13 protein-coding genes and 3 pseudogenes are annotated in these 13882 nt (G+C 61.3%); 8 read left to right on the forward strand and 8 right to left on the reverse strand.

The annotated features are described in order from the left end of the window. Positions 1 to 353: 353 nt before the first annotated feature. Positions 354 to 539: pseudogene (locus AC1DM5_RS25335) on the forward strand (hypothetical protein); the annotation flags it as partial. Between the two features lie 32 nt (positions 540 to 571). After that, a complete protein-coding gene (locus tag AC1DM5_RS25340) occupies positions 572 to 2332 on the forward strand; it encodes an MOSC domain-containing protein (protein WP_477819999.1) in 1761 nt (586 codons plus the stop codon). A 425-nt stretch (positions 2333 to 2757) separates the two neighbouring features. Here the strand turns inward: AC1DM5_RS25340 and AC1DM5_RS25345 are convergent, their stop codons facing one another. Both AC1DM5_RS25345 and AC1DM5_RS25350 read right to left on the reverse strand, forming a co-directional pair. Continuing rightward, positions 2758 to 4095, reverse strand: a complete 1338-nt coding sequence (locus AC1DM5_RS25345; RefSeq protein ID WP_477820000.1) for a GAF domain-containing protein — start codon at positions 4093 to 4095, stop codon at positions 2758 to 2760. Beyond that, positions 4092 to 4568: a hypothetical protein gene (locus AC1DM5_RS25350; RefSeq protein WP_477820001.1), complete on the reverse strand. Its 477-nt coding sequence runs from the start codon at positions 4566 to 4568 to the stop codon at positions 4092 to 4094. The genes AC1DM5_RS25345 and AC1DM5_RS25350 overlap by 4 nt, the downstream gene beginning before the upstream one ends. A 168-nt stretch (positions 4569 to 4736) precedes the next feature. Between AC1DM5_RS25350 and AC1DM5_RS25355 the strand changes: the two genes are divergently transcribed. Next, positions 4737 to 5444, forward strand: a complete 708-nt coding sequence (locus AC1DM5_RS25355; protein WP_477820002.1) for a hemerythrin domain-containing protein — start codon at positions 4737 to 4739, stop codon at positions 5442 to 5444. Positions 5445 to 5647: 203 nt separating this feature from the next. Here AC1DM5_RS25355 and AC1DM5_RS25360 read toward each other — a convergent pair whose 3' ends face one another. From AC1DM5_RS25360 to AC1DM5_RS25375, 4 genes and pseudogenes are all read right to left on the reverse strand, one after another. Continuing rightward, positions 5648 to 6364: an ACT domain-containing protein gene (locus AC1DM5_RS25360; protein WP_477975943.1), complete on the reverse strand. Its 717-nt coding sequence runs from the start codon at positions 6362 to 6364 to the stop codon at positions 5648 to 5650. After that, positions 6361 to 6834, reverse strand: coding sequence for a cytochrome P460 family protein (locus AC1DM5_RS25365; protein ID WP_477820004.1), 474 nt, complete (start codon positions 6832 to 6834; stop codon positions 6361 to 6363). Before AC1DM5_RS25365 ends, AC1DM5_RS25360 begins: the two co-directional genes overlap by 4 nt. Then, positions 6831 to 7198 (reverse strand): annotated as a pseudogene (locus AC1DM5_RS25370) (carboxymuconolactone decarboxylase family protein). The gene AC1DM5_RS25365 and the pseudogene AC1DM5_RS25370 overlap by 4 nt, the downstream one beginning before the upstream one ends. Positions 7199 to 7320: 122 nt before the next feature. Continuing rightward, positions 7321 to 8214: a LysR family transcriptional regulator gene (locus AC1DM5_RS25375; RefSeq protein ID WP_477820005.1), complete on the reverse strand. Its 894-nt coding sequence runs from the start codon at positions 8212 to 8214 to the stop codon at positions 7321 to 7323. A 106-nt stretch (positions 8215 to 8320) separates the two neighbouring features. Between AC1DM5_RS25375 and AC1DM5_RS25380 the strand changes: the two are divergent. The 5 genes and pseudogenes from AC1DM5_RS25380 to AC1DM5_RS25400 all read left to right on the forward strand — a co-directional run bounded on the left by AC1DM5_RS25380 (position 8321) and on the right by AC1DM5_RS25400 (position 12428). After that, a pseudogene (locus tag AC1DM5_RS25380) lies at positions 8321 to 9480 on the forward strand (aldo/keto reductase). Positions 9481 to 9515: 35 nt separating this feature from the next. Then, on the forward strand, positions 9516 to 10352 hold the full coding sequence (locus AC1DM5_RS25385; RefSeq protein ID WP_477820006.1) for an oxidoreductase: 837 nt from the start codon (positions 9516 to 9518) through the stop codon (positions 10350 to 10352). Between the two features lie 26 nt (positions 10353 to 10378). Then, positions 10379 to 11374 (forward strand): aldo/keto reductase, encoded by a 996-nt coding sequence (locus tag AC1DM5_RS25390; protein WP_477820007.1) that lies wholly within the window; start codon positions 10379 to 10381, stop codon positions 11372 to 11374. A gap of 263 nt (positions 11375 to 11637) precedes the next feature. After that, the gene (locus AC1DM5_RS25395) at positions 11638 to 11934 is read left to right on the forward strand and encodes a type II toxin-antitoxin system TacA family antitoxin (RefSeq protein WP_477820008.1); all 297 of its coding nucleotides are present in this window, start codon (positions 11638 to 11640) and stop codon (positions 11932 to 11934) included. Next, positions 11931 to 12428 carry a GNAT family N-acetyltransferase gene (locus AC1DM5_RS25400; RefSeq protein ID WP_477820009.1) on the forward strand — a complete coding sequence of 166 codons (498 nt, stop codon included), beginning with the start codon at positions 11931 to 11933 and terminating at the stop codon, positions 12426 to 12428. Before AC1DM5_RS25395 ends, AC1DM5_RS25400 begins: the two co-directional genes overlap by 4 nt. A 126-nt stretch (positions 12429 to 12554) precedes the next feature. Here AC1DM5_RS25400 and AC1DM5_RS25405 read toward each other — a convergent pair whose 3' ends face one another. Beyond that, positions 12555 to 13151, reverse strand: a complete 597-nt coding sequence (locus tag AC1DM5_RS25405; protein ID WP_477820010.1) for a mobile mystery protein B — start codon at positions 13149 to 13151, stop codon at positions 12555 to 12557. Further along, entirely contained in the window at positions 13148 to 13609 is a 462-nt protein-coding gene (locus AC1DM5_RS25410; protein ID WP_477820011.1) for a mobile mystery protein A, read from the reverse strand. Before AC1DM5_RS25410 ends, AC1DM5_RS25405 begins: the two co-directional genes overlap by 4 nt. Positions 13610 to 13882 lie beyond the last annotated feature (273 nt).

Raw genomic sequence — 13882 nt, forward strand, 5'->3', positions numbered from 1 at the left:
CGCCAAGTTTCAGCCGCCAGCACTCGGCCATCTCCTGCTGCACTATCTCCCTTAAGAAAGAATTGTGAAATATAGCTATTCTATTGATTTCCACTAGGAACTGACCCGGCATTTCCATCGGGATTTGGCTCTCACTCACATTTTCTGCTGTGGGTGTGACGCTTTTGCTGATCCAACGGAGGATCAGATGAGTTGGCATCGTTCGAGTGAAACGAGGCTTTCGAGGCTTGGAACCGACCGTGCTTCGGTAGGTCGTAACTCAACTCGTCGGGGGCGACTATTCAGGCGCGCGTGAAACATGCGGTAAAATCATGTACGGTTTGTAGCGCGGAGTTCATGTTGGAAGCCAAGACATGGGGCGCAAATTATCTGCAATCCTGGCCGCCGCCGACGTGGTCGAATACCCAGCACTTATGGACAAAGACGAAACGGAAACCTTTGACCGTCTTCGAGCGCGACGCACTCGAGCTTTTTGAAACCGGGATTGCTGGGCATCATGGGCGGATTTCAAGCTCATGGGTGACGGCCTTCTGGCAGAGAAATCTCGTCATGATCTTCGAAAGGGAACGTTATGGTTCATCTGCTTTCGGTCAACGTCGGCCTGCCGCGCGATATCGAGTGGCAGGGGAGGCTGGTGAATACGGCGATCTGGAAGACGCCGGTCAAAGGACCTTGCATGGTGCGCCGCCTCAACATCGACGGCGACGGCCAGGCGGATCGCGCTGGCCACGGCGGCGAGAACCGCGCAGTTTATGTCTACCAGACGGATTCCTACCGCTATTGGGAGGAACATCTGGACCGACGTGATTTCGTCTATGGTCAGTTCGGCGAGAACTTCACGGTCGACGGTCTTCCAGACGCTGAAGTCTGCATCGGCGACCGCTACCGCATCGGCGACGCTGTCTTCGAGGTGAGCCAGCCTCGCGTTACCTGCTATCGGCTCGGTATTCGGATGGAGCTGCCGGAAATGGCTGCCCTGCTGGTCTCGCACGGGAGACCAGGATTCTACCTCCGTGTCCTGAAGGAAGGAAAAGTTCAGGAGGGTGACGAAGTCGAACACGTGGCATCGGCAGAAGACAGTATGACGGTCGCCGACATCAACGATCTTCTCTACAAGCCTGGTCACCCTCGCGATCGATTGGAACGTGCATTGCGGATCACCGCATTAAGTCCCGGTTGGCGTCGCTCGTTTCAGTCCTTGCTGGAGCAATCTCCAAAAAACGGGGCTTCGCCTGGAAACGCTGGCCTTACGGGGGCAAGGCATCCCGAGCCGGCATGGGAGGGATTTCGCTCGTTCAAAGTGTCGCGCATGTCGCTCGAGAGCGAAAGCGTCAAGTCTCTTGAGCTCGAGCCGACGGATGCAAAGCGGCTGCCCGCCTTCCTTCCGGGACAGTTCATCGTGCTTGGTTTCCAACCCAGAGGGGCTCCTGTCTTGCTGCGGAGCTATTCCCTGTCGGGCCAGTCAAATGACGCTTATTACAGAGTGAGCATCAAGCGGGAAGCTCACGGCGCAGCCAGCGCCTATGTCAACGACGAGCTGAGCCTCGGCGAGCTGGTGCAGGCAAGCGCTCCGCGCGGCAGCTTTACGCTGGCCGAGGGCGAGACGCCGATCGTCCTCCTCAGCGCCGGCATTGGCGCGACGCCCGTCCTTGCCATGCTCCATGCCCTGGCAGTCGATCGCTCGGGCAGAAAAATCTGGTGGCTCCATGGCGCCCGGAATGGACGAGAACATCCGTTTGCGGACGAAGTGAGAGGGCTTCTACAAATCCTTCCGGATGCCCAAAGCCTCGTCTGCTACAGCGCACCCGATCCAGCCGATAAGCCAGGTATTGACTACGACAGGCGATCACGCCTCGATCTGGCGGTCATCCAGTCGCTGCGCCTGCCGCTGGGCGGCGACTTCTATCTCTGCGGGCCGGCAGGCTTCATGGACGATCTTGCAGCAGGGATTGAGGAGCTCGGAGTGGAGCGCGGCCGAATTCATACCGAAATGTTCGGATCGGCCTCGTCGATCACTCCGGGGATCGCGGCCCCGCCGAGCCGGCAACCGCATCAGCCGGACGGGCCTCCCGGTGCGGGCGCCTTGATCTCGTTTGCCCGCAGTGGTCTTAGCGTCGCCTGGAACCCGAAATTCAACAATCTGCTGGAGTTCGCGGAGGCATGCGACGTGCCCGTGCGCTGGTCGTGCAGGACAGGCGTCTGCCACACCTGCGAGACCGGATTGATTTCCGGTGCAGTGTGCTACCGTCCCGATCCGATCGATGCCCCGGCGGACGGTCATGTGCTTCTGTGCTGCTCGCAGCCGAAAGGCGAGCTCGTCATCGATATGTGACAGAGCCGGGATGCGATCAGATATTGTGACCGGGGCAGTTTTCCCTGATTGCGAGCTGAGCGATCACCCAGGAAAACGCCGGACGCTTTCCGAGCTTCAAGGCCGCTGTCCGATGGTGCTTGTCTTCAGCCGCGGCAGCTTCTGCCCTACGGTTCGTCGCCAAGCGGAGGGACGACTTCAGCTTCGCCCGCGAGATGGGGGTGGCGCTTAAAGACGGTGACGGTCAGCACCGACCCCGGCTGGTTCGCCCGCGCCCGAAACAGCGCCAGTGTGGCTTCCTTGGCGCTCGTTTGTCGGCTTTACTGTCGGCCACCACGAAGAGGACCGGGACCAAAGGCCGGGCTCTGTTTCTGTCGAAACAACAAGGTGCCGAGCCTCGCCGAGTTCCTTGGTGCGGCATATGCCTTGAGGAACATGCGGAAGGCTTAGTCCTCGATCACCTCAATCTCGGGCCGGCCGGCGAGCGTCAGCCGCAGGCGGCCTCGGTCGGCACGTTCCAGCATGATCGGCCCGGCCTTTTCCTCTAGCCGCCGGCGCAGCAGGATCAGCCGGGTCTCCAGGTTGTCCTTGAAATCCGGCAGCTGCAGGCGCCGGTCGCGGCGGATCTCGCGGTTCAGGAACTCCTGCTTGCCGCTACGGGTGTAGTCTTCGAGAAAGTGCAGCAGCAGCCGCCCCGGCACGCCGCGGATCAGGTAGTCGTCGTCGACGAACAGCGAGCCATCGCGCTGGTAGAAGCGCACCGCAATCCGCCGACCGGCCGGCGCGTGCTCCACCTGCGGCCCGGCCCTGTCGCGCCGGCCCGTCTCGGCCCGCTCGCGCTCATCGGACAAGAAGGAGAGGGCGGTGGCGAGGTGCGCCGCCACTACCGTCAGCGCCTCCTCGTCGCGGTGCCGGAAGGTGAAGCGTTCCGTCGACTCCAGGAAGAGCACGCCGACGAGCCTCGAGTGTGCGACCAGCGGCAGAGCGATCTGGCTCAGCGGCTTTTCGAGAGCCGGCAGCGGGATGGAGGCGGCGTCCTCGATACCGGCCATGACCCGCACCGCCTGGACGTAACGCTGGCCGCGGCTGAGATCGGTGATCCGGACGGCGCTCCTGCGCTCGGCGGCGACCCCGATGATGCCGCTCCCGGCCGCAACCTCGGCGCCGAAGCCGAACTGCTCGTAGCCACGGCTGGCAATCGTCGTCAGGTCCCCGCGTTCACCGTCCGGCACCAGGACTATGGAATGGCCATAGCCGAAGTGCTCGGCCAGCCCCTCAAGCGTCATGTCGAGCAGCGTTTCGGGGTCGACGCAGCCCGACATCCACGCCGCAAGCCTCGCCACCTTGCCCATCAGGTCGGGCAGCACCAGCGGCTCGGGCGCGACGAGCGGATTGGCGGCCGGAACCGCGTGGCAGTCCTCCACCCGGTAAATGTCGAGGGCGCGCAGCTTCATGATCCCGCTCATCCGGCTTTCGAGGATCGCGAGATGGACAGCCACGCGTTCGAAGGCCTCGCCCTCCGTCTCCGAGCGCTCGAAAACAAGGTCGAGCACATGTTGCTGGCCGCTATAGCCGTCGACTATCATGACGGTCGCGAGCCCGTTGCGTGCCACGTTGGCGGCGGTCTTGGAGAAGAACTGGTTGGAAAGCGCCACATGTGTCTCATCGACATAGTGCACGTGCGAGAGGTAGGAGACGTTGGGCATGCCGTTGGCATCGGTGGTGGCGATAACGGAGGGGATGACGCCTTCGAAACTGTCGCGCAGCCGCTCGAGCGGGATCATGCCTCGATTTCCGGCGTCAGCTTGCGTCCGGCGCCCGGCCCTGGCGTCTGCTCGAAGACTTCCTGCGGCGCAATCGTCAGGCAGACAAGATCCTGGTCGGACAGCGTGCTGGAAAGCTGCATGCGGGTGACCCCGAGCGCTAGCATGCGCGCCAGCTGCTCGGCGACATAGGCCTCGCCCAGCGTCTGGCAGGCGGCGTCCGCGGGTCCGGCATCCAGGATCTGGCCCTTGATTTGACAGGCCTTGTAATCGGCGGCCCGAACAAAGGTCGTGGCGATCGGGCGCCCGACCAACGCCTCGCCCACGGCCCTCGGCCATTGGCAGCGCGAGGCAAGAAATTGCAGATATCCGCTCGACCGGTCTAATCGTACGCCCGAACCCCGGCCGATCATTGGCCGGCCGCTCCCGTCGCGCGTCGCAAACAGCATCATGACGGGACTTTCGATGAATTCCGCGAGTTTCGAGCCCAGCAATGCTTTTCTCCCTACTTCGAAGTCACAATAAGTAGATAGGATATTCTTAGCAATCGCGGCGATCGCTTAGGATGGTTTTAGGATGCTCCTCGCAGGTACCTCGACTATCCCCTCCCCATCGGCCGGCGCACAGAGAAGCGGCGCCGGCTAAAGAGAGGAAAACCAGTCATGAGCCACGAATTTTCGCTTACCAGCATTCCTGATCTCAATAGCCGCTACGATATCTACGGCGCCGTCCACAAGGGCCTGCGCAAGGCCGGTTGTGACCTGCTTGGACGCCTCGGCACGGCCGATTTCCACAATGCCGAGGAGACCGGCTTCCTGATCGAGGACCTGCGCCACTACCTGATGCTCGCCGCCTCCCACGTCGGTCATGAAGATGACCACATCCACGAAGCGCTCGCCGCCAAGGGCCTTCCCACCACCACGCTCGACGAACAGCACGACGACCACCGCACTGCCTTCCGTGAGCTGGAAGAACTGATCGTCGCCTGGGAAAATGCCTGGCCGCTGCACAAGCCGGCGTGCGGGCGCAAGCTTTACCTCGCCTTCGCCGCTTACATCGCTGACGACTTCGCGCATATGCACGAGGAGGAAACGGTGACTGGCCCCCTTCTGTGGCGCAACTTCACCGACCATGAAATGCTGGGTATCGAGATGCGTATCATCGCCTCCCTGCCGCCGGAAAAGAGCATGGCATTTATGCGCATCATGATCCCGGCGATCAATCCGGCCGAACGTGCTGCGCTGCTCGGGGCCATGAAGAAGGATGCGCCACCGGAAGTCTTCCAAGCGGTCATCGATTTCGCCGTCCGCCCCGCCCTTTCGGTCGGCGACTTCGCGCAGCTCGCTGGCACACTGCAACTGGCAGCCTGAAAGGCGGGCAGCGGGCGACAGAAGGCTCGCCCGCTGCCGGTTCAGAATTTCCGGAGAAAACCTATGTGCAAACCGAATGGCGAGGTTCCGGCCGAATGTCCGCATCACGGCCATTGCCGTCTCTGTCCCATGCCGTATGCGGTCGCGGCCGAGGAGATAGCCGAGCGCGTCGATGCGCTCGTCAGGCAAAAACTCCCGACGCCTCAGGACCGCCTGACGCCAGCGTCTGCAGTGCTGGGGGGCGCCTCTGACAAACGCTCGCGCCGTCGTATGAACGCGGCGCTATAGTGCGCCAGGGTGGCGACAAGGGCCATGATTGAACCGTAGTTGACGAAGAAGCCCAGCGTCGAACCGTTGAAATCCCACATGTCGAGCGTGTAGGTCAGCATCAGCTTGGAGCCGAAGGTCATCTTGAAGCAGCTCCTGACGCCGAACACCGCGATGATCGCCACCATTGCCTTCAATAGCGCCGATCGCCAAATATTTGTCTCGACGATGCCGAACATCCTGGCAAGCACCGTCATTACCATCCGCCATCGGAAACCCAGATGCACCGAGACGATCAGCACGACCCAGTATGCGGTGAACATGTGGATCTCCCGAACGGCGAACGCCCCGTCGGGAGAGGCGAAGGCGAAGACATCGCGCGATATCAGGAAGCTTGTCACCAGCATCGTCGCCATCGTGACGGCCAGTCCTGCGATCGTGACCGTGTTGAAAACCCTTGCTACGCCGTAGCGGCCGCGCATGGCGGCACCGTACCAGCGGCAATTGACGGCGACATGGGTGATCAACAGCGTAAAGAGAAGCGTGCCGAATATCTCGTGGGCAAGGTTGTCGAGCCACCAATAGGCGAGGCACGCAACGAGAAGGCCAAGTGCGGCAAGATGAAGGAGCAGGCGAACGGGAAGCGGCATCATTCGAATTCGAAGCGCCGCATGTCGCTGTGCGTGTAGAGGAAGTCCCGGTCGGCCCGCGAGGTATGGCAAGACTGGCAGCGCGCCGTGTTCTCGGCCATGTTGATCGTCTTGTCGGGCTTGAACCATTGGAATTGCCAGTCTCCAGTCCTGCGGTTGTCGTCGTAGTCCGCGCCCCAGCCCTCGCGCTTCTCCATGACGAAGTAGCGGAAAACCTGACCGCCCCTATAGTCGACGAGCACGACATGCGTCTCGGGTGGAACCGGCTGACCTTTCTTGACGGCCTCGATCGCCTCGCGCGACGTCATGATGTGCTCGGTGACTTCGCCGCGCGTGACGGTGGTGTAATGGATCAGCCTGTCGAGATCCGGGAATGTCGTGCGGTTCTGCTCCGCGTGGACCTGCCATCCGATCAAGGCCACCGCGCAGCCGGAAAGCAATGCGCCTGCGACAAGGCCTGCAACGTTCTTCATTCGGACGCTCCCTCGAACACTTCCTTTGCGACACCCGCTGCGGTCACCGCATTCGGCCAGCCGGCGTAGAAGGCGAGGTGGGTTATGGCTTCGCTGAGCTCTTCCTTCGTCGCTCCGTTCTGAAGCGCGATGCCGAGATGCGATCGAAGCTGATCGGGACGGTTCAGGGCAATGAGAGCAGCGACCGTGATCAGGCTGCGGTCGCGCTTCGACAACTCCTGCCGCTCCCAAACGTCGCCATAAAGGACATTGTCGGTCAGTTCGGCCAATTTGGGCGCGATCATCCCCATCAGTTGCTGCGCTCGTGATTGCTTCGTCATGTCTTCCCCGTTGCTGGTGACTGCGCGTATGGGACACCTGGCAAGGCAGGGCCGCAGTCTTCGGTCGTCGCAGGAGAATAAGGGAGCGGACACGGGGGGGTTAGGGACTGAAATCCGCATGTGGTCATAAGGCTGCCTTATCAATCACGATGCGTTGATTAGCGCGTTATCTGCGAACCCGGAGCGCTTCCACAACGAGAGAAAACGCCGGCGAGGGGTGCCGCCGGTTCGGATAATAGAGATGATAACCTGTAAAGGGTTCGCACCAGTCTTCCAGCACCCGGATCAGTTCTCCCTTCTTGAGATCGGCGTCCACTTGATCTTCGGGCATGTAGGCAAGCCCCAGTCCCCGAAGGGCGGCCTCGCGGCGCATTGCCAGATTGTTGAAGACGAGCTGTCCTTCGACGCGGACCCGAAGTTCGCGGCCGTCCTTCTCGAACTCCCAGGCGAAGATGCTGTCGTGCGTCGGCAGGCGCATGTTGATGCAATTGTGGGCCGTGAGATCCTGCGGCGTCTCCGGCCACAGGTTCTGCCGAAAATAGGCGGGCGAGCCGACCACCGCCATGCGTAGCTCCGGGCCGATCGGGACCGCGATCATGTCCTTGGCGACCTGCTCGCCGAGGCGCACTCCTGCATCGAAGCGTTCGGCGACGATGTCGGTCAGGCCGTAGTCGACGATGATCTCGACGGTGACGTCGGGATTGTCCGGAAGGAACCGGTCCAGCGCGGGCGCAAGGACGGAGATCGCCGGATGCTCGCCTGCCGTAATCCTGACGGTGCCTGTCGGCCGGTCTCGCATCGCGCTCAAGGCGACGAGCTCGGCCTGGATCTCCTCGAACCGAGGTCCTGCGGTTTGCAGTAACCGCTCGCCCGCGGCCGTTGGCGACACGCGCCGCGTCGTCCTCGTCAAGAGCCGCAGGCCGAGACGCTCCTCGAGACCGCGGATCGTCTGGCTCAATGCCGACTGCGAGATGCCCAGTTTCACGGCCGCCTTGGTGAAGCTCTCTTCGCGCGCGACGGTCACGAAGGCGGCGAGGTCGTTGTAGTTCTCGTGCGGCATTCATTAGTCCTGCTTATAGGGAGATGCGGATTATGCCATCTAATCCTGGAGATCGGCGAGGGCTATATTGCGGGCCGTGAAGCCCATGAGCTCGAAAGGATTTCCGATGAGGGACGAGAAGACGTTAAAGATGGGCCGCCGCAGCTTCCTTGGCGCGGCGGGATCTGTCGCTGCCATGCCTCTGGTGGAGGCCAGCTTCTCTCCAGCGGCCGCCCAATCGGCGACGACTGCAAGCCCGACTTCCCGGAGCGCGGCGCTCGGAAAACGAAAACTCGGACAGCTGGAGGTGTCCAGCATCGGCATCGGCGTCCAGAACATGAGCCGCACCTATCAGACGACCATTCCAACGCGCACGGAGATGCACGCCATCATCCGGATTGCGTACGAGAACGGCGTCACGCTCTTCGACGCTGCGGAAGCCTATGGGCCGCACGAGGTCGAACGAATTCTGGGCGAGGGCGTGCAGTCATTTCGGGACAAGGTGGTCATCGCCTCGAAGTTCGGCTGGAACATCGACCTGGAGACCGGCAAGCGGCTGCCGGGCCTGAACAGTCGGCCGGCTCATATCAAGCTCGCGGTCGACGGCATGCTCAAGCGCCTGCGGACCGACCGCATCGACCTTCTCTACCAGCATCGCGTCGACCCGGCCGTTCCGATCGAAGACGTTGCAGGCGTCGTGAAGGATCTTCAGGCGCAAGGCAAGGTTCTCCATTGGGGTCTCTCCGAGATGGGTCTCCAGACGGTTCGCCGCGCCCACGCAGAATTGCCGTTGACCGCGATCCAGAGCGAGTATTCGATGCTGTGGCGGGGACCGGAAGACGCCGTCCTGCCGCTCTGCGAGGAGCTGGGCATCGGCTTCGTTCCATGGAGTCCGCTCGGCGTCGGCTTCCTGACCGGCGCGATCGACGAGCGGACGCGGTTTGCCGAGGGCGATATCCGTGGCATCGAAGGCCGCTTCGCACCGGACAACCTGCCGAACAATCTTGCTCTGGTCGCATTGTTGAGGACGTGGGCCGAACGCAAGACCGCCACGCCTGCTCGGATCGCTCTGGCATGGCTGATGGCGCAGAAGCCATTTATCGTTCCGATCCCCGGCAGCACCCAGATGCCGCACATGCAGGAAAACATCGGTGCCGCTTTCGTCAGGTTGGCTCCCGACGAGATCGCGGAATTGAACAAGGCCGTGGCGGCGATCCAGTCAAGGGCGCGCGTCTTCCGGATCAAGTGCTGGTCTATTCCGGCGTCGAAGCCCCGCCACGGACGTAACTCGGCCAAGCCCTGGAAAATCGGAAGGAAACACGATGACGACCTGGATGATCACGGGCTGCTCGACCGGACTAGGACAGAGCCTCGCAGAAGCCGTTCTTGCAGCCGGCCACACCGCGGCGGTAACGGCACGCGACGTTGCGAAGGTGCAGGATCTCGCCGCTCGGTTCCCTGACACGGCTCTGGCCGCCGCGCTCGACGTCACGAACAAGGCCCAGGTGGCCGAGGTCGTCGCCAAGGCGGAGATGCGGTTTGGCTCGATTGACGTGCTGGTGAACAATGCCGGCTACGGCTATCGCGCGGCGGTCGAGGAGGGGGACGACCAGGAAGTCGCCGATCTCTTCGCCACGAACTTCTTCGGAACTGTGTCGATGATCAAGGCGGTGCTACCCGGAATGCGGGCGCGCCGCTCCGGTACCATCCTGAACATATCCTCGATCGCCGGCAGGCTGGCTGCACCAGGCTCCGGTTATTACTCGGCTTCGAAGTTTGCTGTCGGTGGCTTGTCCGACGCGCTGCGCAAGGAACTCGCACCGCTCGGTATCGGCGTGACGATTGTCGAGCCGGGTGCGTTCCGGACGGATTTCGCGGGCCGGTCCTTGCAGCAGGCGAAGATGAAGATCGACGACTACGCCACGACCGCAGGACCGCGGCGCAAGGAGAATGACAAGACCCATGGCACCCAGCCCGGCGATCCGGAACGGGCCGCAGCGGTGCTACTCGGTCTGATCGGCAGATCTGAACTGCCGGCACGACTCCTTCTCGGTAGCGACGCCGTCAAGATCGTCGGAAATGAAGTCGACGCACAGCGGCGCGAGATCGATGCATGGAAAGAACTCAGCGTCAGCTCGGACTTCCTCTCCGGACAATGACGCGACGAACAATCGAAGGAAAGACGATGCAAAAACGTAAGCTAGGAAATTCGGGACTTGAAGTGTCTGCACTCGGGCTCGGCTGCATGGGCATGAGCGGCGTCTATGGCGCCCCGAGTGACAGGAGCGAGATGATCAGGCTTCTTCGCGACGCCCATGAGCGCGGGATTACCCATTTCGACACGGCCGAGGCCTATGGTCCGTTCGCCAACGAATCCTTGCTGGGCGAGGGCCTGCAGCCCATTCGCGACCAGATCACGATCGCCACCAAGTTCGGTTTCGACATAGATCTTGAGACCGGCGCGCGCACCGGTGGCACCAACAGCCGGCCGTCGCATATCAAGGCCGTCGCGGACGCCGCACTGAAGCGCCTGAGGACCGACCACATCGATCTCTTCTATCAGCATCGCGTCGATTTGAACGTTCCGATCGAGGACGTGGCGGGCGCCGTGAACGACCTCATCGCCGAAGGCAAGGTGAAGCACTTCGGACTTTCGGAGGCTGGCGTCCAGACTATCAGGCGCGCGCATTCAGTCCAGCCTGTCACCGCCGTCCAGAGCGAATACTCGCTGTTCTGGCGCGGGCCTGAAGAGGAACTGCTGCCGGTACTTGAAGACCTCGATATCGGCTTCGTCCCCTTCAGCCCTCTCGGCGCAGGCTTCCTGACCGGCAAGATCGACGAAAATACCAAGTTCGAGGACGGCGACTTCCGCAATATGGTGCCTCGCTTCTCGCCCGAGGCACGCAAGGCCAACATGCAACTCGTCTCGGTCATCACGACGATCGCCACCCGCAAGCAAGCAACGCCTGCGCAGGTCGCGCTCGCCTGGCTGCTGGCGCAGAAGCCCTGGATCGTGCCGATCCCTGGCACGACGAAGCTGCATCGCCTGGAGGAAAACATCGGGGGTGCCGGACTCGACTTGACGCTCACGGACCTCGCAGAGATCGACGAGGAAGCTTCGAAGATCAAGGTACAGGGGGAGCGTCTTCCCGAAGCTGTTCTCAAGATGACCGGCCATTGAAGCCTTCTTCGCCTGCCAGAACCTCAGCGATCCCTAAGTCCAACCAGGACAGATTTGACGCCACTCGGCGCACTGCATAGGATGCGTCAGGCGTTAAATAGCACAACCTGTGCGGTGATACCGCGTACCTGAATTCGGTTGGAATCCGTTCGAGGCGGTCGCGAATCAAAAGGATGAGACTGCAATACGTAACGACATCATCCTTACAGGCTTGTAAAGATGATGTCGTTACGTTATCTCATGCGTGTACACAGGAGCTTCCCATGCCCACATCGCAACGGACCAAAAGCCCGGACGCAAGCGTACCGCTAAATATGCGCATCAAGCCTGCGACCCGCAACTTAATCGACCGTGCCGCCGAGCTACTCGGCAAAACGCGTACGGATTTCATGCTGGAGGCTTCCGAGCGCCGTGCCGAGGAAGTGCTGCTCGACCGTACCATATTCACGGTTAGTCCCGAGATCTACGCCGAGTACCTCGCCCGGCTGGATGCCCCCGCACAGGCCAACGATCGCCTGAAACGCACCATGTCGACCAAAGCGCCATGGGATGAGGCGTGACCCTAAGCTCACCGGTCCCACTTGGTGATCATCACGAACTGGCCGAATTCAGTTCCGGCGTGCCTGAACTGGATGACTGGTTGCGCCGTCGCGCCCGCGCCAATCAGGCAGGCGGCGCATCGCGCACCTTCGTCGTGTGCGAAGCAAACCGCGTCATCGCCTACTACGCGCTCGCCTCTGGCGCCGTGAAGCAGCCGGAAACACCTGGCCGGTTTCGGCGCAACATGCCTGATCCTATTCCGGTTGCAGTGCTTGGCCGCCTCGCCATTGATGGATCCTACCAAGGCCGCGGTATCGGTAGGGCACTAGTCCGCGACGCGGGCTTGCGCCTGCTTAATGCTGCTGAAATCCTCGGAATCCGCGGCGTGCTGGTGCATGCAATTTCCAGTGACGCACGCGCTTTCTATGAGGCGATCGGCTTCTTACCTTCACCATCGGACCCCATGATGCTGATGATCGGGTTGCATGATCTTAACAACGCGCTGAACTCCTGATCCTATCGGGAGTGCGCTTTTATCCAGTCGAATCGTCTAAAATTGCTATTGGAGCTTCGACACTAAAATGCCGTGTCGGAGGTTCGAATCCGTTCAAGCGAACGATGCGCATAGAGGCCGAGCCTCTTAGGTGCGCGCGAATTCTAGCAGCGGCGCGATATCATGGTTGTCGGCGGCGCGAAGGGCCGCGACGTAGCGAGTGCGCAGTTCACCGACATCGGCCAGAGTTCCGCCACCCCAGCTGAAACGGTCGCCGCCAAGACGTTCGATCAGAAGATCGGCCGCCAGGCGAGCGTGACGGCCATTTCCGCTTGGAAACGGGTGGATCGCGACCAGGCGATGGTGCAACCTGATCGCAATTTCATCCGGTGGAAATGTCTGGTGCTCAACCCAATAGCGGACGTCGCTTAACAGGCTCGCGAGCTCCATTCCGATGAGGTAGTCTTGGACGCCGATGTTGCGCTCCGTCGTTCGGAAGGTTCCGGCCCATTCCCAGACGTAGCCAAACATCTGCTTGTGCAGTGTTCGCATGAAGTCCTCGCTGAGCATTCGCTCAAGCGATACGCGCCGACGACCACGCGCCCAGGCCGCACCGTCGACGATGTTTTCCTGTTCCGCCTCGTTGAGATCACGGCGGTGCGTGATCCATGTCTGAAGTAGGCCCTCTCTCTCATGCGGTTCAAGGGGTGTTGCGTCCTCGGGCTCCTGAAACAGGTCCGTCATGTCTCATTCCAGAGGTCGCGCTCGGAGAGCCTATCGCGAATGTATGCCTGGACGCGGGATTCGAAGTCCGCTTCATCCGTGCCCTGAGCTTCGAGCCGCATTGTATGCGCGACGCGGTGAAGCTCGCGCGTTGCGATTTTTCTCGCGCGCGCCTCGATGATGGCCTCGAGTGAACTGTTGGGAACAAGTGCGTAGACGAGTGTGCAATCCAGCGCCTCAGCTGTGCGACGCAAAGTGTTAAGTTGGATCGTGCCTGCGGCTTCCGATTTCTCCATGGCTTCTACGGTTTGAGGCCGCACGCCAATGCGCGTGCCGAGCTGCGCACCCGTCATCCCGAGCGCGTCACGCAGCGCACGCACCCATCCTTTCGGCGGTGCCTTGAACCGGTCAATCGGTTGGAGCGTCCGAAGTCTTTCATCGAGGCGTAGGCGCCCCCTTTTCCGACTATCGCTTTTCATTCACATTTCTCAGACTGCAAGCTGATCTTAGAGCAATGTTTATCAGCACATAGACTGATTTTCAATCAAGTAATTCATATTGCAGTATGATAATGTGAATCGCCGTACCAATCTGTAATCTGCGATTCAAGCACCAAAATCAGGCTTGAGGCTGTCTGTCACGACGAAGAGGACGGAGAGGATACGAGAGCCGCCTCCCAGCACGAGGGCGCCTGCCACGGCGCAAGACCGAGACCCCAAACCGCGCCTATGGTGCGGCCGCTATGCTGAAAG

It is taken from the genome of Rhizobium sp. 01T437 (assembly GCF_056398505.1).

Excerpts from the sequence above, each read along its gene's own strand:
- AC1DM5_RS25355 (WP_477820002.1), top strand. The coding sequence starts at position 4,737 with ATGAGCCACGAATTTTCGCTTACCAGCATTCCTGATCTCAATAGCCGC.
- AC1DM5_RS25385 (WP_477820006.1), top strand. The coding sequence starts at position 9,516 with ATGACGACCTGGATGATCACGGGCTGCTCGACCGGACTAGGACAGAGC.
- AC1DM5_RS25360 (WP_477975943.1), bottom strand. The coding sequence starts at position 6,364 with ATGATGCCGCTTCCCGTTCGCCTGCTCCTTCATCTTGCCGCACTTGGC.
- AC1DM5_RS25340 (WP_477819999.1), top strand. The coding sequence starts at position 572 with ATGGTTCATCTGCTTTCGGTCAACGTCGGCCTGCCGCGCGATATCGAG.
- AC1DM5_RS25375 (WP_477820005.1), bottom strand. The coding sequence starts at position 8,214 with ATGCCGCACGAGAACTACAACGACCTCGCCGCCTTCGTGACCGTCGCG.
- AC1DM5_RS25395 (WP_477820008.1), top strand. The coding sequence starts at position 11,638 with ATGCCCACATCGCAACGGACCAAAAGCCCGGACGCAAGCGTACCGCTA.
- AC1DM5_RS25410 (WP_477820011.1), bottom strand. The coding sequence starts at position 13,609 with ATGAAAAGCGATAGTCGGAAAAGGGGGCGCCTACGCCTCGATGAAAGA.
- AC1DM5_RS25365 (WP_477820004.1), bottom strand. The coding sequence starts at position 6,834 with ATGAAGAACGTTGCAGGCCTTGTCGCAGGCGCATTGCTTTCCGGCTGC.
- AC1DM5_RS25345 (WP_477820000.1), bottom strand. The coding sequence starts at position 4,095 with ATGATCCCGCTCGAGCGGCTGCGCGACAGTTTCGAAGGCGTCATCCCC.
- AC1DM5_RS25405 (WP_477820010.1), bottom strand. The coding sequence starts at position 13,151 with ATGACGGACCTGTTTCAGGAGCCCGAGGACGCAACACCCCTTGAACCG.
- AC1DM5_RS25390 (WP_477820007.1), top strand. The coding sequence starts at position 10,379 with ATGCAAAAACGTAAGCTAGGAAATTCGGGACTTGAAGTGTCTGCACTC.